At 34.1% G+C, this 23,623-nt stretch carries 21 protein-coding genes; 2 read left to right on the forward strand and 19 right to left on the reverse strand.

The window, feature by feature from the left end:
• Positions 1-63: 63 nt before the first annotated feature.
• The 8 genes from A8L32_RS16315 to pta form a co-directional block, all read right to left on the reverse strand.
• A complete protein-coding gene (locus tag A8L32_RS16315; RefSeq protein ID WP_066631969.1) occupies positions 64-2,244 on the reverse strand; it encodes a trypsin-like peptidase domain-containing protein in 2,181 nt (726 codons plus the stop codon).
• A 42-nt stretch (positions 2,245-2,286) separates the two neighbouring features.
• Positions 2,287-3,648: a cation:proton antiporter domain-containing protein gene (locus tag A8L32_RS16320; RefSeq protein WP_066631971.1), complete on the reverse strand. Its 1,362-nt coding sequence runs from the start codon at positions 3,646-3,648 to the stop codon at positions 2,287-2,289.
• Positions 3,649-3,693: 45 nt separating this feature from the next.
• Positions 3,694-4,770: a butyrate kinase gene (gene buk, locus A8L32_RS16325; protein WP_066631973.1), complete on the reverse strand. Its 1,077-nt coding sequence runs from the start codon at positions 4,768-4,770 to the stop codon at positions 3,694-3,696.
• A gap of 24 nt (positions 4,771-4,794) precedes the next feature.
• Positions 4,795-5,709 carry a phosphate acyltransferase gene (locus A8L32_RS16330; RefSeq protein WP_066631975.1) on the reverse strand — a complete coding sequence of 305 codons (915 nt, stop codon included), beginning with the start codon at positions 5,707-5,709 and terminating at the stop codon, positions 4,795-4,797.
• 13 nt (positions 5,710-5,722) lie between these two features.
• A complete protein-coding gene (locus tag A8L32_RS16335; RefSeq protein WP_066631977.1) occupies positions 5,723-6,619 on the reverse strand; it encodes a bifunctional enoyl-CoA hydratase/phosphate acetyltransferase in 897 nt (298 codons plus the stop codon).
• A 149-nt stretch (positions 6,620-6,768) separates the two neighbouring features.
• Complete coding sequence (locus A8L32_RS16340; protein WP_066631979.1) at positions 6,769-7,983, reverse strand: acetate/propionate family kinase; 1,215 nt, start codon at positions 7,981-7,983, stop codon at positions 6,769-6,771.
• 34 nt (positions 7,984-8,017) lie between these two features.
• Positions 8,018-8,980, reverse strand: coding sequence for a 3-hydroxyacyl-CoA dehydrogenase family protein (locus A8L32_RS16345; protein ID WP_066631981.1), 963 nt, complete (start codon positions 8,978-8,980; stop codon positions 8,018-8,020).
• Positions 8,981-9,044: 64 nt separating this feature from the next.
• Complete coding sequence (gene pta / locus A8L32_RS16350; protein WP_066631983.1) at positions 9,045-10,049, reverse strand: phosphate acetyltransferase; 1,005 nt, start codon at positions 10,047-10,049, stop codon at positions 9,045-9,047.
• A 173-nt stretch (positions 10,050-10,222) separates the two neighbouring features.
• On the opposite strand from pta, the gene A8L32_RS16355 reads away from it, so the two are divergent.
• On the forward strand, positions 10,223-11,026 hold the full coding sequence (locus A8L32_RS16355; RefSeq protein WP_066631985.1) for a DUF1338 domain-containing protein: 804 nt from the start codon (positions 10,223-10,225) through the stop codon (positions 11,024-11,026).
• A 35-nt stretch (positions 11,027-11,061) separates the two neighbouring features.
• Here A8L32_RS16355 and A8L32_RS23730 read toward each other — a convergent pair whose 3' ends face one another.
• The gene (locus A8L32_RS23730; RefSeq protein ID WP_066631986.1) at positions 11,062-11,772 is read right to left on the reverse strand and encodes an energy transducer TonB; all 711 of its coding nucleotides are present in this window, start codon (positions 11,770-11,772) and stop codon (positions 11,062-11,064) included.
• A 300-nt stretch (positions 11,773-12,072) separates the two neighbouring features.
• Here A8L32_RS23730 and rplS point away from each other — a divergent pair, with 300 nt between their 5' ends.
• Positions 12,073-12,423 carry a 50S ribosomal protein L19 gene (gene rplS, locus A8L32_RS16365; protein WP_066631987.1) on the forward strand — a complete coding sequence of 117 codons (351 nt, stop codon included), beginning with the start codon at positions 12,073-12,075 and terminating at the stop codon, positions 12,421-12,423.
• Positions 12,424-12,487: 64 nt separating this feature from the next.
• Here rplS and A8L32_RS16370 read toward each other — a convergent pair whose 3' ends face one another.
• The 10 genes from A8L32_RS16370 to A8L32_RS16415 all read right to left on the reverse strand — a co-directional run.
• Complete coding sequence (locus A8L32_RS16370; protein ID WP_066631990.1) at positions 12,488-12,970, reverse strand: hypothetical protein; 483 nt, start codon at positions 12,968-12,970, stop codon at positions 12,488-12,490.
• A gap of 141 nt (positions 12,971-13,111) precedes the next feature.
• Positions 13,112-13,723, reverse strand: coding sequence for a MarC family protein (locus A8L32_RS16375; protein WP_066631992.1), 612 nt, complete (start codon positions 13,721-13,723; stop codon positions 13,112-13,114).
• Positions 13,724-13,859: 136 nt separating this feature from the next.
• A complete protein-coding gene (locus A8L32_RS16380) occupies positions 13,860-14,735 on the reverse strand; it encodes an aldose 1-epimerase family protein (protein WP_066631994.1) in 876 nt (291 codons plus the stop codon).
• Positions 14,736-14,813: 78 nt separating this feature from the next.
• Complete coding sequence (locus A8L32_RS16385; RefSeq protein WP_066631995.1) at positions 14,814-15,701, reverse strand: alpha/beta hydrolase; 888 nt, start codon at positions 15,699-15,701, stop codon at positions 14,814-14,816.
• A 37-nt stretch (positions 15,702-15,738) separates the two neighbouring features.
• The gene (locus A8L32_RS16390; protein WP_066631997.1) at positions 15,739-16,485 is read right to left on the reverse strand and encodes a trypsin-like serine protease; all 747 of its coding nucleotides are present in this window, start codon (positions 16,483-16,485) and stop codon (positions 15,739-15,741) included.
• Positions 16,486-16,817: 332 nt separating this feature from the next.
• Positions 16,818-17,435, reverse strand: a complete 618-nt coding sequence (locus tag A8L32_RS16395; RefSeq protein WP_066632001.1) for a hypothetical protein — start codon at positions 17,433-17,435, stop codon at positions 16,818-16,820.
• A gap of 142 nt (positions 17,436-17,577) precedes the next feature.
• A complete protein-coding gene (locus A8L32_RS16400) occupies positions 17,578-18,633 on the reverse strand; it encodes a DUF4238 domain-containing protein (protein WP_066632002.1) in 1,056 nt (351 codons plus the stop codon).
• Positions 18,634-18,758: 125 nt separating this feature from the next.
• Positions 18,759-19,673 (reverse strand): hypothetical protein, encoded by a 915-nt coding sequence (locus A8L32_RS16405; RefSeq protein ID WP_066632003.1) that lies wholly within the window; start codon positions 19,671-19,673, stop codon positions 18,759-18,761.
• Positions 19,674-19,896: 223 nt separating this feature from the next.
• On the reverse strand, positions 19,897-22,305 hold the full coding sequence (locus A8L32_RS16410) for a T9SS type A sorting domain-containing protein (protein WP_066632004.1): 2,409 nt from the start codon (positions 22,303-22,305) through the stop codon (positions 19,897-19,899).
• 41 nt (positions 22,306-22,346) lie between these two features.
• Positions 22,347-23,623, reverse strand: a 1,277-nt coding sequence (locus A8L32_RS16415) for a right-handed parallel beta-helix repeat-containing protein (RefSeq protein ID WP_233145498.1), incomplete at its 5' end; no start/stop codon positions are given.

Raw genomic sequence — 23,623 nt, forward strand, 5'->3', positions numbered from 1 at the left:
GGCATTTACCTTTGTTCTCTTGAGCAAAAGTAAATGCCATTTCATTTTCCTTCGTAAAAGGAATTACTGAACTACAAATGACTTGACCTGCTCCTCTCCTTCTAAATATACCTTTAATACATAAAAACCAACAGGTATATCTCCAACTTCTATTGGTATTTCCGATCCTATTAAATTAACCATATTTCCAGTTATCCTTCTTCCAATATAGTCATAGACCTCATAGCGATCAACAAACTTACCATTACTATTCAAAAATAAGGTATGGCCTTTAAGTGGTACAGGATAAATATAAACACTGCCTGCTTTATTTTCTGGGACTTGCGTATCCTCATACACTACCATATCTGCTAAAACATCTAGCCATAGACTGTAGTTATTATATTCGTAAATTTCAGATGCATACGACCATCCATCCACATTATCATACACTAACATTGAATTATGTTTATTATTATTACGAACAGAATAATAAACCGCTAAAGTATCTACAGGTGTGTCTTCATAGTTGATTTCATAACCCACAAAAAAGTTTCCTTCAACATTAATTGGTGTATCAAATTCGAAATAATGCACTTCCGAACTATCTTTATCACTATTACCTAACTCAGAAAATTGAATTCCTACCTTTTTACTAATCAACACTTCAGGCTCTATATCTCCTTGCCACACACCTAAATTAAATGTTTGATTAGAACCCCACTTTACTTCACTCGGCGCAAAATATACTCCTTTTATTCTAGCCGATTTAATATCTGTAAACCGTTCGGCATAAATAGTGTTTTGAGAAGCATTATGTCCACTCAAGAATCCGCCTTCGGCAATTTCCGTACTAGTTGGCGTATCACCAAATTCAATATTGGATAGACGTTTAAATTTATTGCTTTCATATGGATCAACACCTTGTAAACTTTGATCTCCTGAATTAATAGGGTCTAACCACTCTTTAAAATGTTGATCCCATGATTTATAGAATTGCGTATAATAGTCATTAACTGGGTTGGTACAAATAGCTGCTCCGCCAGATAAAGTACCCACAAACATATCATTGCCATCAAACAATGGCCCTCCTGAAGACCCTGGCTCCGTGGTAGAGGTAGTCCATTCTGAAACCTTCCAATGAACATTATCTACCTGTGTATAAGGATAATTAGCTGGAATATTAAACGAAGAAGCTTCTATATCTCCATCGAAGGTGGCAATTTTTTTCACATCTCCCCATGGGTGATGAATGGCTTTAAAAGGAGAAGGAGGAGCTGTACTTAAGGTCCAACCTGCTAAATAAGGTCTGTAATAGGAAGGTGGAGTATTATTCATTTCTAATAAAGCGATATCTAAATCATCTTCTAACACCCTTGGCACTCCTCCCGAAAGACTATGTCCATAATATCCTTCAATAATCTGAGCACATTGCGGAGTTTCATAATTAAAGTGAACCAACGCCGTACTTCCTGTTTTATCCGGCCTAAAACAATGTGCTGCTGTTATTATATACTGCTTTTTTTCTGAGCCAGTGTTATTAATAAGAGTACCCGTACATAAGTCTGTACCGTTCATGATAACTCTAACTACAGCCCTCTTTATATTCATTTCCGTTCCTTCTTCATAGCAACTTATATCAACATCACATTCCTGATCTGCCTCACCAAAATAATCACTTATTTTTAAATCATATATATTTAAATAATCATGATTAACAGCACCTATTAGTATTTCCGTTTCGCCTTTTACATTACTCGGCTCTTGATATTCAACGATCACTTGATCTCCTCTAATAGGAGAAGTAGCTAATACTCCAGACGGCTGATTGTTTGCTTGAGTAAACGCACCCAATACTTCCGAACGATCTGTATTATATATGAATAACTTACCTCCATCTGGCAGCTTATACCTATCAAAAATTAAATTAAGAGAATACGCCCCTTGCGAACTAATAACCAAACGCCAAATCTTTGTTCCATCATCCAACGTTGTCCATTCTCCCGAATTAACTAAAGAATAGTTAACCGAGAACTGATGTGCAAATTTTAATGATTCTCCTTTATCGACTTGGCGTGCACTTTTTAACCTAGTCTTTGATGGTAAGTAGAAGTGTTCCTTGGCATCAACATATAGCTCTTTACTTACTTCAACATCAAAAACTGGACTACCAGACTCACTTATTTGAGCATTTAAAGAATGTTGCATCATAATTAATGAAGCAAATATTAATATCGTTAATCTTAAATCTATCTTTTTAATCATATATAAAATCTTCCAAACTTTACCTACCTTAAAACACCTATACTATGCTTTAGTATTTATATCTTTTTGCTTAGCAATCGATTTCAATGAAATACTCGTTTTTAATTTCACTACTTTTCTTAATCTCCCTGTTTTACCGAGTTTGTAATGTACCAAAGCCCATGCCATTATAATGCTTGAACCCAGAATTACAAATAGTAATATTCCTGTTTCAAAATCGTTTATTAAAAACTCATCGGGTATCGCAAAATACAATAAAACAGATATTAAACCTCTTGGCGCGATAAACACATGAGGCACAAAATCTTTTTTAACAATAATCTTAAACAACAACCATCTTCCTAAAAAAATTATAGCTAAAAATGCAAATGCTCCTAGTACAATCCTAGTTTCAAAAATACCTGCAATGGTAATACTTAATCCAAATACAAAAAAGAAAAAAGTACGCACCACAAAAGCACTTTCTGCTGTTAATAGTTTAAAATCAGCCAATACTTCCTTTACTTTCTCTTCTCGTAAAAACTTTTTCATTACACCAGAAAAGAAAATATGTCTATTCTCTAATATGAGCCCGAAAACCAATATTATGAGTAACGATGATAAGTGAAAAACCTTGCCTATCGCATACAGTAAAAGTAATACGGAAATAAATAAAAAGAGTTTTACATGACTATTAATACGCTGAAAAAATATAATCATTGCATAGGACAAGACTACTGACAGAATTAAAGTTCCTCCCAAATTAGAGACTACATTTAATCCTATTTTAGCCACCTCGCTTGTATGTACGTTATTAATAACCGTATAAAACAAGATTAAACCAAATATGTCGGATAATGTACTTTCGTAAATAAGAAATTCTCGTTTTTCCTCTTCTAATTGAGTTACACTAGGAATTACAATGGCACTGCTAATGATAGAAAGCGGAATAGCATAGATAAAAGCAGTTAGAAAATCTAAATTAGATATGAGTATTTGAATTCCGTAAGTAAAGAGAAATACATTAATTATTAAAGATAAAAAAGCGATTAATCCTGACTTCCAGATCATGGGCCAGCGCTCTTTTGATAACTTTAGGTCTAATGCTCCTTCAAGTACAATCAACATCAACCCTACTAAACCTAATATCTCAAGAGAGAATATCCAATCGACATCAGATACTCCTATATTAAAAACCTTTTTACTGAAGAACCCCAAAAATATTAATAGAATTACACTGGGTATAGCTGTTTTTTGAGATACAACCGAAAAAAGATAAGACAGGATAATAACTAATGAAGCTCCTATTATTAAAAAATAAGCTACATTATTTGTATTTATATATTCCTGTATTGACAAAAGCTCCATAAGTTGTATTCCTTTTACTTTAGCAATAATAAAAAAAAGTTGCCAATGAATACACATTAACAACTTCTTTTAAAACGTAAGCTTTAATATTTTGTTTAATAATTACTCATACACCCTACACTCCACTTCTTCGCGTAATGCGGATAAGCCATTTTGCATTAAGGCAGTCATTTCATCTTCACCAGGATAAACTGCTACAGGAGCTATAAAATCAACTCTTTCCTTAATGTATTTAATTACAAAGTCATCGTGGGCAATACCACCAGTTAATATAATTCCATTAACCTTTCCTTTTAATACAGCAGCACAACCACCAATTGCTTTGGCAATTTGATAACACATTGCACTCAATACAAGCTCAGCATGTTTATCTCCTGCTTTTATTCTTTTCTCCACTTCATAAGCTTGATTGGTACCTAAATGAGCCACTAAACCTCCATTACCATTCACGAGTTTATTCATTTCCTCATGGGTTTTCTCACCACTAAAACAAGCGTCTATCAGAGCACCAGTTGGCAATGTACCCGCTCTTTCAGGAGAAAATGGTCCATAACCAGAAAGGGCATTATTTACATCAACCACTTTTCCTTCTTTATGCGCTCCAATTGAAATACCACCGCCCATATGTGCTACAATAAGATTCAACTCTTCGTACACAAAACCTCGTGTACGTGCAAATAATCGTCCTACCGCTTTTTGGTTTAAGGCATGAAAAATAGATCGTCGCGGCATAGATGGACAGCCTGTTACACGTGCTACATCTTCTAATTCATCTACTACCACAGGATCGGCAATAAATGCTTTGGCATGGGGTAAAGAATTGGCTATGTCATCTGCAATGAGTCCTCCAAGATTACTAGCATGTTCTCCTAAAATACCCACTCTTAAATCATGTTTTAAAGCTTCATTAACAGCATATACACCCGACTCTATAGGCTTAACTAAACCTCCCCTACCTATTATTCCATCAATCCTTTCAATGTCTATATCAGCTTGTATCAATTCATTTAAAATTACTTCCTTACGAAATTCGTATTGAGCAGCAACTGTATTGAATGGTTCTAAATCCTCATTTGAGTGTTTTATATTTTTTAGAAAAATAGATTTTTCATTGTCATACACCGCTATCTTAGTTGATGTAGATCCTGGGTTAATCACTAAAACTCTAAAAATCTTCATAAATTAAAATTCAATAGTTAACATTTAATTTGACATTAGGCATGCTAAAGCTAAACAATAGTATTTAGATTTAAAACTCTCGCTGCGCGACATCACCACCACTGGATGAGTTGTGCCCTGTATGAGTCCTGCCAAATCGCCATTTCCGAACAACATTAATCCTTTATAAAAGGGATTACTTGCTTCTAATGAAGGAAAAAGAAGGACATCGGCATCGCCCTCGATGGGTGATATTATTTTTTTAGTTTTTAAACTTTCTGGATCACAGGCTAAAAAAACATCCAAAGGTCCATCCATTATGCATTTGCCAAAGCCTCCTTGAGCTGCCATTTCTTTCATTTCCTGATAATCTAACGAATTAGGAAAGTGTTCCGAAACCTTTTCTGACGCACCGATTAGGGCTACCTTCGGCTCATTAATACCCAATTTATTCGTCATATCAATAGCATATTGGGCCATAGCTATTTTTTGCTTTTTTGATGGAAACGGAAGTACAGCAGGATCTGTAATAAAAAGGAGTTTGTGATATGCTGGAAGTTCCAGGGCGCAAACATAACTGAGCACTCCCTCCTCCTTCATCAATCCTTTTTCCTTATTCAATACCGACTTTAAGAAAATATCTGTATTAATTAGACCTTTCATTAAGATATCCGCCTCTCCATTGTTCACCATATCGACAGCCAAATCTGAAGCTTCCTTTGGGTCTTCACATTCCACAATATCAAAAGCATTTTCATTAAGCAACAGCTCATCAGGTATTAAAGAAATAATCAATTGCTTATTACCAATAAATATAGGTTTCAAGAAACCATTTAATATTCCCGCAATTACTGCTTCAATCGTGTTTTTGTCTTCGGCCATAACCACAGCTACTTTAAACCTTTTGTTTAAAGAAATGACTATTTCTGGAAGCTCGGAAAGTCTTGACACTGGTCTCATACTAATCCTTAAATTAAGCTAATGCAGCTAATAAGATACTATGATATTTAGATTCTTCGGAATCACTCCGGGAAGTTAATACAATGGGTTTTTTAGCACCAAGAACCACCGATGCTACCTTAGCCTTTGCAAAAAACACCAGCGTTTTATACAAAACATTACCTACTTCAATATCTGGCATTAACAATAAATCTGTATCACCAGCAACTGCACTTTTAATATTTTTGTTTTTAGCACTTTCAAAACTAACTGCATTATCAAAAGCCAATGGACCATCAATAATACAGTTTTTAATCTGGTCGCGCTGATTCATTTTTGACAATAAAGCGGCATCTAAAGTAGCTTGCATGCTTTCATTTACCATTTCTATAGCACCCAAAACCGCTACTTTAGGTTTAGCGATACCCATCTTATTTAAATAACCTACAGAGTTATTCACAATAGCTATCTTATCCTTAAGATTTGGGGCAATGTTCATAGCTACATCTGTTATAGCTATTAATTTATGATAGGTATTTACTTCAAACAAAGCAAAGTGAGACAACAAGGTACCTGTACGTAAACCCCATTCCTTATTCAATACGCCTTTTAGCAATTCTGGAGTAGCAACTTTACCCTTCATTAAAATTTGTGCTTCATCATTATGTACCAACTTAACTGCTATCTCCACACATTTTTGATGATCCAATTCGTTGATAAATACGGCACCATCAAAGTCATAACCTTTTTCTTTGATGATATCTCGTGTTAAGACTTCGTCTCCAATTAATATAGGATTTACAATTCCTACTTTATATGCTTTATGGATCGCATTTAATGAATACTGATCTTGCGACACGGCAAGAGCTAAAGTTCTAACAATTTTATTCTTGCTGATTAAACGCTCTAGATCTGATAATTTTTTAAACATAGACCTCTATTTTTTTTACCATTAAAATTCTCTTTTCGAAGTACACTAAATTACGCTAGCAAATCAAGTATAAAAATGACTTTTATAAGCAAAAAAAAGAGACGCAACTCATAAAAAGTGCGTCTCTTTAAATATTTTACGTTGTAAAACTATCTACTCGCTAATTCTTCAACAATTTGTTTTGTGTCCTTTGCAATAACCAATTCTTCATCTGTAGGCACAACCATTACAGTTACTTTACTACTATCTGAACTAATTACAGCTTCATCACCTCTTGTTTCATTTTTATCGGTATCCATTTCAATACCCATATATTCCATATCAGAACAGATATTAAACCTGGTTTCGATACCATTTTCGCCAATACCTCCAGTAAAAAGAATAACATCAGCTCCGCCCATTGCAGCAGCATACGAACCGATATACTTTTTAATACGGTAATAATACATATCCAATCCAAGAATAGCTTGCTTATTACCCTCAGCTTTAGCTGCTTCTACCTCACGCATATCCGATGACACACCTGTAATTCCTAACATACCACTTTGCTTATTAAATAGTACGCTGGCAGATTTTGTACCAATCATTTCCTTGTCCATAATGTAAGTAGCTGCACCAATGTCTAAATCACCTGCACGCGTACCCATTATTAAACCTTCAATTGGCGTAAAACCCATTGATGTATCTACAGACTGCCCATTTTTAATAGCTGCAATAGATGCTCCATTACCTAAGTGACAAGAAATAACCTTAGTTTTAGAATAATCTAAACCTAAAATTTCACAAGCTCTTGCTGATACATATTTATGACTAGTTCCGTGGAAACCATAACGACGAATTCCATATTTTTGATATAAAGAATACGGAAGTGCATACATGTAAGCATGCTTTGGCATTGTTTGGTGGAAAGCCGTATCAAACACACCTACCTGAGGTACACTTGGTAACAGTTGCTCAATTGCCGAAATACCACTTAAGTTTGGCGGATTATGAAGTGGAGCTAAATCAATACACTCATTCATTTTATCCACCACCTCATTTGTAATAAATACACTTGAGTTAAATGTTTCACCACCATGAACAACTCTATGCCCAACAGCATCAATTTCTTCAAGGTTTGAAATACATCCGTGCTTTTTACTAGATAGTACTCCTAAAATATAGTCAATACCTGTTTGATGATCTAAAATTTCACCTTCAAGTAATACTTTTTCTCCGTTTTCTTTTTCGTGCTTCAAAAATGACCCCTTAAGTCCTATTTTTTCAACGCCTCCTTTACCCAATACATCATGACCATTATCATCCATATTGAACAACTGATATTTAATTGAGGAACTTCCACAATTTAAAACTAATATCTTCATTGGTTTAATTTCTTTCTGTTTAATAATTGGCAAACTATTCAGTTATAATATTGCCATTGTCATCGTACTTATAAAAACCTTCTCCAGTTTGTTTTCCTAGATGCTTAGCTCTCACTAATCGTTTAATTAACGGATTAGGTTTATATTTAGAGTTACCAAACTCTTCATATAAATTATCCATCCATCTAGAAATTTTACTTAAACCAATAATATCAGCAGTTCTAAATGGTCCGAATCTCATACCCAGACCTATATTCATTGTTTTATCAATGTCAGCCATTGTTGCAATGCCTTCCATTAATACCTGACAAGCTTCATTTAAAAGCGTTACATACAAGCGCACACTAACCAATCCAGCAGATTCCTCTACAGGAATAACATCGCGGTTGATTAACTTAACGAAGGTACATACCTTATTATATACATCTTCTGAAGTATATAATCCTTTTACAACTTCAATAATTTTAGCTTCTGGCGAAGTCACAAAAAAGTGTAAACTAATACATCTTTCTGGTTTCTTCATTTCAGAGGCTAGTTCTGTAATGATAATTGTTGTAGAGTTAGTTGCGATGATCGTATCTTCTCTAACAATCTCTTCAACTTTTGTAAATACTTCTTTACGCTCATCAATACTACGATAAGCCGTATTAGAATCAGAACGGATAGCCTCAATTACAAAGTCACAATCTGCTAAATCTTTGTAATCAACAGTTCCTTTAATTCGGCTCATGATGGCCTTTTTCTCGCTAGAAGTTAAACCCCAGTTTTCAATTCTATTGTCTAACTCTTTACCAATATTGGTAATTGCACTCTCAATTTTCTCTTCGCTTAACTCCAAGAATACAACTTCCATGCCGTGCCAGCTTGCGATACGAGCAATACTTTGCCCCTCTTTACCGCAACCTATAACTCCGACTTTTGAAAAAAGCGTTGTCCCTTTTTTCTTGTCCTTACTTAGCGCATAACCTTCTATAGGTTCTACTAAAATTTCAGCCATTTATATTGATTTTGTTATTACAAGACTAACATTGAAGTTAATGATAATACTTCAAATTAAATATTTATACTAAACCTGCCGCCTGATTAGCCGTAATAGCCACCAAGTTTACGATATCACTTACCGAACATCCACGAGATAAGTCGTTAATTGGAGCAGCCATACCTTGTAATACAGGCCCTATAGCCTCTGCATGTGCCATTCTTTGAACTAACTTATAACAAATATTACCTGTTTCTAGATTAGGGAATACTAATACGTTTGCTTTACCCGCAATTTCACTTCCTGGCGCTTTTTTTGCTCCAATAGCCTCTACAATAGCAGCATCAGCCTGAAGTTCTCCATCAATTTTTAAGTTTGGATCCATCTCCTTAGCTAAGCGTGTAGCTTCAACTACCTTATCCACCATTGCATGCTTTGCACTTCCTTTGGTAGAAAAACTTAGCATAGCCACACGTGGCTCAATACCAACAATAGATTTTGTTGTTCTACCTGTAACTACAGCTATTTCAGCAAGCTCACTAGCTGTTGGGTCTGGATGAACAGCTCCATCTGCAAATACTAACATACCATTCTCACCAAATTCATCAGTAGGTAAAATCATAATAAATGCACCTGAAACTACTTTAATACCTGGTAATGTTTTTACAATTTGAAAAGCAGGTCTTAATACATCGCCAGTAGAATTTTCAGCACCAGCTACCTCTCCATCTGCATCTCCATTTTTTATCATTAAAGTTGATAAGTAAAGCGGCTGAACAACCAATTTTTCTGCTTGTTCGCGTGTTAAACCTTTACTTTTTCTTAACTCCACTAACAAATTGATATACTCTTCTTTTTTATCATGATTTTCAGGATCAACTAAAGTAGCTTTATCAATGTTACCTAAATTAAACTGAAGAGCCTTTTCCTTAATTACTTCAGGATTACCTATTAAGATAATCTCAGCAAAACCTTCACTAATAATAGTGTCGGCAGCTTTAAGCGTTCTTTCTTCTAATCCTTCAGGAAGCACAATTCTTTTAATGTCTTGTTGTGCTTTTGCTTTAAGTTTGTTAATGAATTCCATTACAGGTATGTTATTATAAGTTTATTAGTACAAAATTATTTATTATATCTCGACAATAATATGCGTTTTATCAATCCTTGAAATTATAAACTGAGATAAACGGCAAATGACAACTTAAGTTACCAATGCTTGAATTCCAGTTATATTTTTCTTAACTTTTAATAAAAAATAAGATGGACTTGCAAGCTATTTTTTCGAGACTATTTGATGATTACAAATCATTAAATCCTTCCGTTGATAAAATTCATACACTATTAAAAAATAGAAATGAAACTATTGTAAATGACCACATTGCATTTAGAACATACAATTTACCACAAATCAACATTAATGTGCTTGCCAAAGCTTTTGAAGTTAGAGGCTACAAAGTAAAGGGAAATTATCGATTTAAAGAAAAAAAATTAACAGCAAATCACTACGAAAACGAAGATTTTCCGAATGCACCCAAAATTTTTATCAGTCAATTAGAAGTATCTGAACTATCCAAAGCTAACCAGATGCTTATTAATGAGCACTATCAATATATATTAAACAAATTACCGCAACACCCTGATATTATTTTTGCAAATAACATGGGCTTTACTCCCAATTACAAAAAATATCAACAACTAAGAGAAGAATCAGAATATGCTGCTTGGATGTATGTTTTTGGTTTTAGAGCCAACCACTTTACCATATTCATAAATCATCTAAACAATTTAACTAGTCTAGAAGATTTTAATGAATATATATTAGAAAATAATTTTGTACTAAACGCATCTGGGGGTATAATTAAAGGTAGTAAAGAACAATTTTTAAAGCAGTCGAGTATTTTGGCCGATAAAGTAAATATTGCTTTTACAGAAGATATTTTTGAGGTACCCGCTTGTTATTACGAATTTGCTCAAAGATTTCCGCTTAGCAATGGTCATTTATTTCAAGGGTTTATTGCAGGTTCTGCTGATAAAATATTTGAGAGTACTGATTTTAGAAAGTAAGTTAATGAATAGTTTATTGCCATATCTGTAAAAAATTATTGCAACATAAAATTGATAGGAACGGAATATTGAACCCGTACAGCCTTACCCCTTTGTTTACCTGGGGCAAAATTAGGCAGGTTTTCTATTACACGAATAGCTTCTTTATCTAATGCAGCATTAACTCCTCTAGCAATACGAACATCTGTTACAGCTCCTATGGGTGATACCACAAAAGTAACGTAAACCTTACCTTCTACTCCATTTTCTGCAGCTATAACAGGATATCTTATCGCCACAGCAATATATTTCATTAATTCTCTATTTCCTTCCTTTGATGTATTACAAATATCCGGTCTAAAGATGGGCATTTGTTCAACGATAACAAATATAGGCTCTTCCTCATCTTCCTCCTGTTCAGGAATCATTAAATCAACAAACTCAACCATTTGATTTTCATCCGTTTCGCTATCAAACACTTCTAATTCTTCTTCAATAATTACATCGTCATCAACAATATTAATGATGTCAGAAGCAACTACTAATTTTGGAGGTGGTGGTTGAATTTGTTGTTCCTGCCTTGTAATGGGCACCATTTCTTGTTCAGGAATTACTTCACCTCCTTCCACAATAGAAGAGGAATCCTTTGCGACAAAGTTTAATTCCATCATAAATAAAACTAGGCCTAAACTAAGCACAAAACCAACTTCAAAAAACAAGGAGCGTTTATGCTCTAAATCTGCTATGTTATTTTTTTTAGGTATCATAACTCAAAACTTAAGCGGTTAATAATATATTGAACCTACTCAGCAATGAGTTTTTCTTTTGAAGAAAGAGAAGCTTATGTACTGAGAGGTATTTAGTACCTTTGCTCCATTATATTTCGTTTATATGTTTATACGATCATTAATGTATTGAGTTACAAAAAGAAATGGATATTTTTTTATTATTTCAACAAAAACTCTATCTTTGCGCTCGATTATAAAATAATCTGCATGTAATCTCTTATTGAACAGAAAGTTCACGTAATATTGCATGTATTTGTTAAATGCAATCATATTTTAAAAATGGATTTAATTAAAATTGCCGAAGAAGCATTTAAAACTGAATCAAAAGAACAACCTTCTTTTGGAGCAGGAGACACCGTATCAATTTCGTACAAAATTAAAGAGGGTAACAAAGAGCGTATCCAGATCTTTAAAGGTGTTGTTATTCAAGTAAAAGGTTCAGGTAGCGCAAAAACTGTTACCGTTAGAAAAATGTCTGGAAACCAAGGTGTTGAAAGAATTTTTCCATTAAATTCTCCTTTTATTGAAAAAATTGAGGTGAACCGTTATGGTAAAGTACGTAGAAAACGTATTTACTATTTACGTGACCTTACTGGTAAAAAAGCCAGAATTAAAGAGAGAAGAATGTAAGAAACTCTTCATAAAAAGAAATCCCCGACCATTTATTGATCGGGGATTTTTTTTGCTCAAAAAACTATTCTCTTTTCGGTGGCTTTATTATCTTAACCTTCATAGTTGGATCTACTCTTACTAAAATACCATCCTCTGTTATATACTGTATATCATATTTTACTGTTCCATCTATGTTTTTAGATATTACAGCATAACACGTTGTTTTGTCCTCGTTAAAAATAAGCCCGTTCTTAAAAACATCTTCAACATCCTCATTAATAAGAATAATATCTTCAATAGTACGAATATTACTGGCTTCATCAATCTGCCAATAAACAGTGTCTCCCTGATTAATAACACTTACAAATTCTAGCGCTCCAGCCTTTAAACCTGTTTCATCAGATAATTGAAGATTTTCACTATCTCCATTTGGAATTCGCATATTTATATGCGTTGACTTAGCTTGTACTAAATCAATAATTTCCTCATTAATTATAGTTTGCTCGTTTTTACATGAGCCAACTAAAAAGGAAGCGAACAATAATGTGCCAATTACTTTTCTCATTTTAAGTTTGATTATAATTGATAATAAATATATTTTACCTCATAAAGATAAAAGTTATTTATTATCAATCAATATATTTCCTATGTAATATTATAATAATGCAGCAATAAATTATATCCTAGCTTCTTCTTAATTAACTATCTATAATCCAAAATAATTTTTAAATCCCTCTAATACATTGGTAACCGCTACGGCCGATAATATTAATCCCATAATACGACTAATAATGGCAGCACCGCTATTTCCGATGTACTTGAATATTTTAGCAGATAGCACCATCAACAACCAAGCAATGCCAATTACCAACAACATCATTAAGGTAGTTAAGGATTGATGTACTATATTAAACTTTGTATTCTCGGTTAGGAGGATGGCTGCCATAATAGCTCCAGGACTAGCCAAAGACGGCATAGCTAAGGGGAAAATAGATTTATCATCCTTCTTGTTAATATGAGAAAGCTCTTCTTCTGGTTTACTTTCTCCGAATATCATTGTAAGAGCAAAAAGAAACAGTACAATACCACCTGCTATTTGAAATCCTTCTAATGGAATGTCAATGGCAGACAAGATTACTTCACCCAATATTATAAAAAACAATAGCACCCCAGCTGCCGTTAAAGATGCTTTGCGAGCCATTTTTTTTCTTTCTTCGGGACTAGCTAGAGCAGTTACCGCAATAAATACTGGTACTGTTCCAATAGGATCAATTACAGTGAAAAAAGTAATGAAGGAACTTAATAAATCGTTTATCATTGCTGATTGATTAAAGTATAAAGCATCAATATATGATTTTCAATTGTTTTGAAAAAATAAATTTAAGAAGTAGGTACTCTACTATTATGAAGTAACTACTCTTGCTAATCCATTCTATTTTACGCAGGTTCCCTTGCTACTCTATTTCCGTTTCTATGGCAAAAGATAAACAACCTCCTACATCAAGCTTTTTATACCTTGACTTTTTACTAATTTCAGTTGGCTCATCTTCTCGGTCCGTTACACCTAACCAAGGTTCTATGCATACAAAATCAGCACCTGGTTTAGACCATAAGGCTAAATTTGGATAGTTAGTAAAACGAACTACAATACCTTTTTCTTCATTCTGCTTGCGCAGACGTACCCAATCAAAATCAACATCCATAAATATTAAAGCATCCTCGTTAAACAAAGTATCAGAAAGAGGAAGTAAAGTATCATAAGTTGTTATCTTTCGTTTTTCATCGGTCAATAAACCTGAAGTACCCAAAACAACTGTTTCCAAACTTACCGCATCAGGAAACTCAATGACATAATCCGAAAGCTGTGTGTTATCATTTAAAGGACAAGCATAGGCTGTATGGCCACCACAGGCAAAATACATAGCTACCTGATCTTGGTTTTTGATGCTATAATTCATGATTAAACGTTTCTCCACTAAGGTATATTCCACCGTAAAAGAAAATTTAAAAGGATATTGCTTGAGAGTTTCGTGAGAGCTTGTTAATGAAAATGAGCACTGCGAAACACTTACCTGCTCAAAAATCAGTTTATCATTATTTCTGATAATACCATGTTTGGGCATGGCGTAAGCTTCGCCATTATATTCTATCTTTTCGTCTTTAATATTGCCTATGGCCGGAAATAAAACTGGCGAACTACTTCCCCATATACTCGGGTTAACCTGCCAAATATACTCCTCTCCCGTTTCTTTGTTTTTTAAAGAACGTATTTCTGCTCCATTGGATTCGATGATACAAATCAGCTTTTCATTCTCTATAGTATGTTGCATCTTGAGTATTATATAATTCTTTGTTTCTATTATGTCGATTACCTGTACTTCTACATTTATTTACCTTTCAATATAAAACTATTTTCCTTTATGCTGAATCTTCCTTCTATCATCATAAAAGAACTTTAAGGCATCGTAGGTGGCAATCAAAGGTAATGAACCATGGGTCTCGTCTTCATAAAATTTAGATTTTACTTTGAGGTGATTCATGCTACACTTATAAAAATCGTCCTTAAACGTTAACATAGATCTCATATGATAGGAGTCTACTGTGGTATCATTCCTAATGGTAGTTGTATCTGTTCCTGATAATAAACTATTGGCTATGGCAAAATATAGCTTTTTGTCATTCAGGTCTGTTTTATCAAAGCGCGCTAAGTAATCTGTCAAGTACTTATTACTTAACCACCATAAACACGGATCTATCGCCAGATAGTTATCAAACAGTTTTGGAGAATTCATCATAGTATGAATCACAAACAGACCACCTAAGGAATGTCCCACAATTGAATTCTTACCACTTGTTCTATACTTTTCATGCACATGAGGCATCACTTCATCTTCAAGGAATTGAGTAAACTTTTCTGAGCCTCCTGTTTCTATCTTAAAGAATGGATCTTTTTCAGGAGTTAAGTCCTTCCATCTATTCTTATTCTTAATTCCAACTATAATCATTTCAGGAATAGCTGTGCGCTCATTAAATGCGCTCAGATGCTCAATCATACCAGCGGTATAATCAAAGTGCATTTCGCCATCCAACAAATACACAACAGGATACTTCTTGTTCTTAAACGTCTCCTTTTTATAACTCTTAGGTAAGTGTATGTATAGCTCACGCCACTGCGCTAATGAATCTGAATATACTTTATCTAAATGTCCTATTACAATCTCTTGCTTTTCGGCTTCCTGACCATTAATAAAGCCAAAAATACTTATTGAAAACAGTATTAAAAGAAAATATCTCATGGAATGTTTTTTAATCTAGGTTCATTACTAAACTCTTCTATTCTTTATTCTTGTAATATTCTTCAAAGAATTTTATCAAGTAATCGATGTGCCGTGGCGAAGAGAATTCTTCCTTGGTTACGGGATCTTGGTCCATTCCTGAAATAATGCCGACTACTTTACCGTCTGTATTTATAACTGGTGAACCACTTAATCCTCCTCCATTTTTAGGAGCAATAATTTTGCGCATATTAAAGCGTAGTCCTTTCGATTCGTGAAAGGTATATTTATAAACCCTTTGAGGACCTTCTTTATCATTATACGACCAACCTAAATTATATAAAGTATCACCTAACTCGGGTTTTTCAGTACTTAATTCCAGTGGTGTAATATTAGAATGATTTGATTTTATCTTGAAAATTAAGAAGTCATAATAGTTCTCTGCACTCATCATAAAATCCCAAGTAAGCGAGTCGGTGGTATCTTTGTTTATAAGCTCACCCATGGTAACATATTGCTGCTTGTCGTCCTTACGATACATTCTCCACTCTTTTAAATCGCCTTCAAAATTTGTGGTCTTCATGGCATCTGTTTTTGCCACAATAATGATATGCTTGGCGGTTATAGCAAAAGTGTCTGTTTTATATTTAAGCAGAAATCCACAGCCAATATTTAATCGATTAAACTTACTGTCTTTGTACATAACATCATTTACCATGGTAGTTGCAGGGAAAACCGCGCGCTCCTTTTGTGCAGAGCAAAAAGTACTAATGGTAATGATCAACAATAATAAATAGCGTTTCATTGATTTAAGGTGTTTATTAGTGGGTGAGTTATTATTTGTTCTTTAATTTAATCCTGTGTCTTAGAGCAATTATTCCTATAGTCAATAATAAATTAAACAAAAACACAATTACAATCTGCTGTAAATCCATACTAATAAAACCTTTATGTTCTGCATTTATTAGAAGCGTATATAGAATATGTTACTGTTTTCATATATATATTTGCTTTTATGCTGAAGCTTACGGATAGTTTAAGAGGCGCCGCGCATTTCAGAGCACTTCCTTATCCCATTATACAGACACTAAGTAAAAGTTTTATTGCCTAAATATAGCACAATCCGCGCACTGTATTTTACACATCTTTAGGCTTAGTTAATTCATCTATCCACTGATTTACTGGCTTACTAAATAATAATATCAAAGCAAACAATTTCATTAAAATATGAAGAATATAAATCAAAGTAGACATCAATGGTAATTCTAGTCCTAGCATGAATCTAATTGCTATGTATGTGTTCAAAATAAAACCAACTAAAAAAATCAACCTGATTTTAAAATGTCCTTTTATAAAAACCTGATCAATGAAAATTAAACTTGCAATGCTGAAAATATCTGGTAGATAAGGAATCTCAATTGCTCCATTCCCAAAATAACTCTCAACCAAGAGCATCTTTATAATCCTTAAAGCAACAGATACATATATCAAAACTCTAGCAATTTTCACTTTTGAAGGTAAAGTTTTAATAACTATTTTCTGCCTTTTTATTTCATCCTCGACAGCCTGTTTTTTAACTTTTGAAGTTTCAATAATTTTAAGTGTCTCTGTTTCATCAAAATCTATATTTCTTGCCTTTAACTCATAATGTGCAGCCAAAACAAAACCTTTCTGGTAATCATTGTGCTTTTCAATCATAAGTAATAATTCAGAGTCACTCCTTTGTTTTATTCTCTTTTTAATTGTTTCATTCATTTACCTATATCTATTACTTTTAGTTACCAATAGAAGGTAATAAATCACCATCTATCAAATTCTCATGTATTTTGTACGGCCGAGCCAAAAGCTTGCACGAGATTCGACCGTGTCGAATTGACACATTCCCTACCAAGCCATATTACCACGTGTTAGGCACTGTAGTATTCTCAAATTTTTTATTTCTCGGATGACATGCCTTATTCCCTAGCTTATATTTTTTCGCTCTTTTGGTTTCTCTTATAAATGATAAATTTAGATTTATTTTCAGATCTGTCGTATAAGAATGAATTAAATTGCCGTTCCCCATAAAATTATCTTTTTGAGGGTGTTTGTCTACTTTAGTTACTCCTGCTTTTTCAAAATGCATTGATTTACCATAGATACTCTTTATGTATTCAATATTTGTACCTTCATTAAAATATATGTTATCTTGACAATTTAAAATTTGAAGTATGTTAATTGATTCAATCTCCTTTTCTGATTTAATAATTATCCTATTTGAAAAACGACTGCCTATAGAATAAGTTTCTCCATCATATAATATCAAACATTTCTTTGAATCTATAGGAAAAAAATACTGTATCCCTTTTACTCCAACCCCAGTTATTCCACCATGAACTTTTCTATTCTCTAAAAATTGATTGTATTTCAAAACAGGATTATCTGACGTAATAAAGTCTTGTTTAGTTTCATTATTTATAAGCTTTATTTTTAGGTCTATCGCCAATAGAATTTGTTTTGCTGTAACTCTCAAAGCAAACGAAGCAGGTTTCTCTACTGCTATTTTATGGTTATTAAGAAAATCTCCAATTTCTGAATTTCCTTCGAAAGCTCTCTTGTATACTTTATTAATATTAGAATCAACTCTTATTCCATTTGATTTAGTACGTGCTTCCTGAAATAAAATAAATGCAATAATTGTAGTTCGTTCAGATACTAATTTTGGGAGATTATTCATTTTATCAATCTTTACCAAACATTTAGCTGTTTCTTCCTCAATCATACTCAAAGCATCTTCAACTACATTATCATTGTCATAAAAATTACTAATTGAAGCTTGCTTCTTTATGGCTGCTTTTGAAATAATTTTTTGGCTAGTACAATTAAATAAATCTATGTACGGAGATTTTGATGTTTTCGTGAATCTTCTTAAATAAAACTGAGGAACAAAATGTTGATTTTTCTTTTTTGTCATTAATTTGTCTCTATAGTGCCTAACGTATGGTGCTATGAATAGTTGCCGATTGCGGGTTGCCTCCCTGTCCTGTTGCTCTGAACTTACTGCGTGTTACAACCCTTGAATAACCTGCTAAACGGCAATTATTTATGAGCACGTGTTGTGTGCCGTAATTTATCTTTCCGAATTAACCTTCCTTTATTGTCATAGTATTCTTCCAAAATCAATTGATGTTGAAAATTGTATTCTAACCTTTTACCAAGTTTTAAATATTCAATGTTGGTCTTTTTTCCAAAACTTATCGCTTCTTTTATTTTAGTCCCAAAGTCAGACCGAAAAAACATATAACTACAATTTAAATGAGTATCTTTTAAAGGTGCGTATTTAGGTTTTTGATAAACTAAACCATTGCTTACATATTCTGGTCCATAAATAGAGTAACATGACAATACCATTTCAATTGCTTCAATCGGTTGCTTAGAATAGAATTCTTCATCAATTGGATATCGAGGTTTACTTTGAATCATTTTAATAAAAATACGTAATGTGTCATTAGTATAGTTCCAATAATCAGAACAGTCCTTAGATTGCCATTTAAAACCATTCAATTCGGTTTTAAGGTCATTTAAGTTTAAATCTGCAAGTTTTATAAAATGTCCATTGGGTAATGTTCCCTCGAAATCCTTTGTTAATCTTATTTTATTTATAATATCTGAATTTTCTTCTTTTCGAAATATTACTCCTTTTATACTATCCGAAATGAAACCCTTGTAAAAATCAACATCAGAGTTATTACTTCGACAACTTTTAAGATAATAATAATCCTCTATATCTATTTCTGTAAAGTTATAACCTTTGTATTCAAGTTCTGATAAATTTGTTTGACACAGACAAAAGTCTCCAATAGTTATTTGAGGTAAGATGCTATCATAATCTTTTATTGAAATTTGGTTTATTACTAATGAATCTGGAATTACTTGTCTACCTGGTTTTTCTTTTCGTTCTATTCCACAGCTTGATATTACAAAAAGAACTAATATATATACTATATTTCTCATACGTTTTTTATGGCACACAACTACCTAATAAAACCACGTCAGGAGTTGTTATTTTTCTTTTATCAAGCTTAAAGATGCATAATACACACTATATAGCCAAGAATAATATTGATTATATGTTAACTCAATAAAATATTATCACACATTATTAAAAAACAAAAGGTCAGCTCTTACGAACTAACCTTTTGCCTGAATGAATCTAGTAAATTACTAAATCGGTTTCTTATCGGTACAATACTATTCTTCTGCTATGTGATATTCCATCGCCAGTAAAGCTTAAAATATAAATACCGTTGCTTATATTGTCATTGATATCCATACTAAAGCTATGATTAGATGGGTCTATGCTTTGTTTGTTATGCTGAATTAACTTACCACTTAGGCTAAATAAAGATACTTTTATATCGCCAGAGTAATCACCTTTGTTGGTAATTAGAAATGCCGTGTTATCTTGGTTAGGATACACCAACCAATTGTTACTACCAGACACTTGTTCTACCACAGAAACATCTTCTGGCTTGCCATTAAAAGCTCCAATATTTACTTTACCAGATGCTAGGTCAATCGGGTTTCCGTAAAAGTCTACCGTTGGATAAGGTGTTAAATCTTTAAATACACTATACCCTGCATTATTGACCTCTGGTCCTGTAATATTAGTACCTGCGTCAATCGCTGGACTACCAGCTGTTAGTTCAAAAGGCATTTTATCCTCTCCTTCACCCGTAAATTTTGGGTCTCCTTGTACAGGACTAGCATCCATATCTACCCAGGCAGTATTCACATCTCCTTCGTATAAATTATGGGTCATGCTTAATTGAGACTCTTCGCGGACGGTACATTGCAAATGCCCCATGGTAGCACCATTAGTTGACGAAAAAATATTGTTATATATAAACATATTATTGGCATCGGCACTAAAAGTTGTGGTAAAAGGTTTATCTATAACCACTGTATTATTATATACATATACGCCATCGCTTAACATCAAACCAGACTGGTCAGGCTCTGTCCACCTATCGGAATAAATATATATGGTACTACTACCCGCTTTCCAATCCGAAACACCTTCGGTATATCTAAAACCACTATTCACGCTCACATTAAAACGGTACACCGCATCTATATTATCGGCCAATATTTCTACGAAACCACCAATACAGTCGTCCATATAATTATATTGCACAAAGGTGTTGGTATTATGCTTGTCAATATGTATTCCGTACGAGTCGAGATAACCACGCGTACTTAAACACATATTATATTGCACCACAGTATTCATGGCTTTGTATGTCCAAACAGAACTTCCGCGAGCAGGCATACGAGGGTCTGTATCTGCTCCTGGGTGGTCAAAAATATTATTTTCGATGATACAGTTATAAGTACCATTGGGCAATACCGCCGTTCCTCCGTTATAATAAAACTCATTGTTGCGCACCTCAATATTCATGATTCTATTGATGGAATCATTCCCAATACCCTCTGCAGCTCCTCCTCCTTTAAACTGGATACCTAAACGCTGTAAATTGGCAAAATAGCTATCTTCTATTAATATGCCATCAATGGTTTTCTCTTTTCCTTCAACGGTATTTCTAGCACTAGTAAACCTGATACCCGATACTTGAATAGCATCAAAATCTTCGTGACTCAACATGGGCTGAACCGCAAAAACATCCTTAACAGTCAAGTTGCGAAAAACAAAGTTTTTCATGGTTTTATCGCTGCTATTGTGAATAGAAATACCAAACGCATCTGTATCTCTTACGCCAGACCTAGTAACCAATCGGTCGTTTTTAACTTCAATACCATCCATAATAATATTGTCGCAGTTCTCTATTCTAATGGCCTCCTGATAATCACCTCCTGCTTCTGTTCCTACTTGTCCGTTGATGATAGGTTTATCTCCATCGCCATAGGCAGTAATCAGTACAGGGTCTTCTACACTTCCAGAACCACTGACCGAATAGTGTCCTTTAAACTCATCGCCACGCTTAAACAAAACGGTATCACCGGGCATTAAAGTAACTGCACTAATTTTTTCCAGCGTTAGCCAAGGTTCATCTTCAGTACCTATATTATCATCATTTCCTTCAGAGCTACTTACATAATAAGCGGTTTGACGCGTAGTTTGCTCCACTTTAAAATTATCTATATCAATAGTACCCGCCCAGTAATGTAAAAAGGCAATTTTAACCTGTGTGGCTCCTGAAGGCACAGTAAAGCTAATCTCCATGCTTTTCCATTCCTGACCTTCGGTATCGTTGGTTGGTTTATAATCTGGTGACGAAGCTAAAATATCATCATCCATAGATAAAACGCGTAGCTGCCTTTTAAAAGGGCCTTTACTTTCAACACTATACAAGTAAGTTTTACCGGCCTCTACACTTATAGTCTTGGCCATTTGCATATCGGCACCTGCATTTACATCGGCCACCATTCGGGCAAACTTATTTCCTGTATTTTCAGTAACCACAGCTGTCACCGTTCCAGTATAGGAATCTTTGTGAGAAAGCACATATGCTTCGGTGGTTAAATCTAATCCCGTTATTTTGTCTTCAAAGTCCTCTTCGAAAACCGTTTGGGCACTTAGGGTGGTGGTTAAAAGTAAGATGGATAAAAAGTAGATTACTTTCATGCTATATATTTTTATGATCGTTTTATGGATTCATCAATGCTTTACTCTTCTACTAAAGAAAAACCGCCTTCAAACTGCTTGATATTTGGTTTTACATAGGCATTTTGGGTAATGATTGAATTCTTGTTTCCTCCCCTATCACTAACCCCTTCCTTACTAGAGCTATGGTACATGGCATTTTGCGAAATAACACAGCCATTAAGGTCTTTAGCTATAATACCGTAATATGGAAAAGGATAGGTAAACGAACCTTCTTTACGATTGTACCATCCCCATAAGGAATTACCTGTAACACTGGTTCCTTTACAATTCTCAAGCCATATTTGACTACACCAATCTCCTTGCTTTTGCGCACCATTGCTCCTTACCATATTTCCTGTAATAGTATTGCCAATACTATTTACCATTCTAATTCCTGGCCCAAAGTTATGGTCGATAGAACAGCCTGTTATTTGCATAGAGTTAGAACCTTTTAAAAGTATCCCTCCTTCTTTATTCCATTCTATACGATTGGCTGTTACCATCACTGATGCCGTGCCAAAAAACTTAAGGTCTTTAATCTGATCTTCCGCCATTCCTTCGCGAGCTTCGCCACGGGCAAACAAACCAGCTCCTTTATTGGCTGTTAATTGTGTATCTATAATCCAACCATCGTAACCTCCCGTTAGGTCTACACCATGTTCGTCGTTAAACATGAGCAAACAACGACGAATAGAAAACACCCAAGAGCGTTCCAAACGAATTCCTGATCCCGTAAAATGCTGAATACGACAATCCTCAATACAATTATATTGCTCACATTGCGAGTGACGGGCATAAATGCCATGCATGCGTTTTCCCTGATGATTTCCGTTAATGGTTAATCCAAGAATACGTATTCCTCTATTATTACCTAAATCAAGTAAAGCACGAGCATCTCCTGACAAAGCGCTTAAAAAGGTTTTTCCTTCAAAGTCTTCATCTCTCTTATCCTTATTTTCATAAGCCCAAGCCGAATGCCCTAATAAAGTAATATGACTAGGCACCTGAACGGGATGAATAGCATAATTACCGTGCGGAAAGTAAACCGTTCCTTCTGATTGTGTAGCAGCCTCCATAGCTTTTAACAAGGCAGGCGTATCGTCGGAAATACCATCACCTTTAGCTCCATACGATTTAATATTTAAATATGTATTTTCTTGCTGCTGAGCCCACATATTAGCATGAGCAAAAATCATTAGGTTAAAAATAAGAACAAAATATATCGACCTTAGCTTCATGATGTAATGTTTTAATTGATTTTGACACTTTGTCAAATATAAAAATACCCGCCTAGAAT

Source organism: Labilibacter marinus (assembly GCF_001659685.2).
GTDB classification, from domain to species: domain Bacteria; phylum Bacteroidota; class Bacteroidia; order Bacteroidales; family Marinilabiliaceae; genus Saccharicrinis; species Saccharicrinis marinus.

Bases quoted from the DNA above. Each gene is read 5' to 3' on its own strand.
- A8L32_RS16410 (WP_066632004.1), bottom strand. From the start codon at position 22,305: ATGAAAGTAATCTACTTTTTATCCATCTTACTTTTAACCACCACCCTA.
- A8L32_RS23730 (WP_066631986.1), bottom strand. From the start codon at position 11,772: ATGATACCTAAAAAAAATAACATAGCAGATTTAGAGCATAAACGCTCC.
- A8L32_RS16335 (WP_066631977.1), bottom strand. From the start codon at position 6,619: ATGTTTAAAAAATTATCAGATCTAGAGCGTTTAATCAGCAAGAATAAA.
- A8L32_RS16400 (WP_066632002.1), bottom strand. From the start codon at position 18,633: ATGACAAAAAAGAAAAATCAACATTTTGTTCCTCAGTTTTATTTAAGA.
- A8L32_RS16405 (WP_066632003.1), bottom strand. From the start codon at position 19,673: ATGAGAAATATAGTATATATATTAGTTCTTTTTGTAATATCAAGCTGT.
- A8L32_RS16330 (WP_066631975.1), bottom strand. From the start codon at position 5,709: ATGAGACCAGTGTCAAGACTTTCCGAGCTTCCAGAAATAGTCATTTCT.
- rplS (WP_066631987.1), top strand. From the start codon at position 12,073: ATGGATTTAATTAAAATTGCCGAAGAAGCATTTAAAACTGAATCAAAA.
- A8L32_RS16355 (WP_066631985.1), top strand. From the start codon at position 10,223: ATGGACTTGCAAGCTATTTTTTCGAGACTATTTGATGATTACAAATCA.
- A8L32_RS16390 (WP_066631997.1), bottom strand. From the start codon at position 16,485: ATGAAACGCTATTTATTATTGTTGATCATTACCATTAGTACTTTTTGC.
- A8L32_RS16320 (WP_066631971.1), bottom strand. From the start codon at position 3,648: ATGTGTATTCATTGGCAACTTTTTTTTATTATTGCTAAAGTAAAAGGA.
- buk (WP_066631973.1), bottom strand. From the start codon at position 4,770: ATGAAGATTTTTAGAGTTTTAGTGATTAACCCAGGATCTACATCAACT.
- A8L32_RS16395 (WP_066632001.1), bottom strand. From the start codon at position 17,435: ATGAATGAAACAATTAAAAAGAGAATAAAACAAAGGAGTGACTCTGAA.
- A8L32_RS16340 (WP_066631979.1), bottom strand. From the start codon at position 7,983: ATGAAGATATTAGTTTTAAATTGTGGAAGTTCCTCAATTAAATATCAG.
- A8L32_RS16380 (WP_066631994.1), bottom strand. From the start codon at position 14,735: ATGCAACATACTATAGAGAATGAAAAGCTGATTTGTATCATCGAATCC.
- pta (WP_066631983.1), bottom strand. From the start codon at position 10,049: ATGGAATTCATTAACAAACTTAAAGCAAAAGCACAACAAGACATTAAA.
- A8L32_RS16375 (WP_066631992.1), bottom strand. From the start codon at position 13,723: ATGATAAACGATTTATTAAGTTCCTTCATTACTTTTTTCACTGTAATT.
- A8L32_RS16385 (WP_066631995.1), bottom strand. From the start codon at position 15,701: ATGAGATATTTTCTTTTAATACTGTTTTCAATAAGTATTTTTGGCTTT.
- A8L32_RS16370 (WP_066631990.1), bottom strand. From the start codon at position 12,970: ATGAGAAAAGTAATTGGCACATTATTGTTCGCTTCCTTTTTAGTTGGC.
- A8L32_RS16315 (WP_066631969.1), bottom strand. From the start codon at position 2,244: ATGATTAAAAAGATAGATTTAAGATTAACGATATTAATATTTGCTTCA.
- A8L32_RS16345 (WP_066631981.1), bottom strand. From the start codon at position 8,980: ATGGCTGAAATTTTAGTAGAACCTATAGAAGGTTATGCGCTAAGTAAG.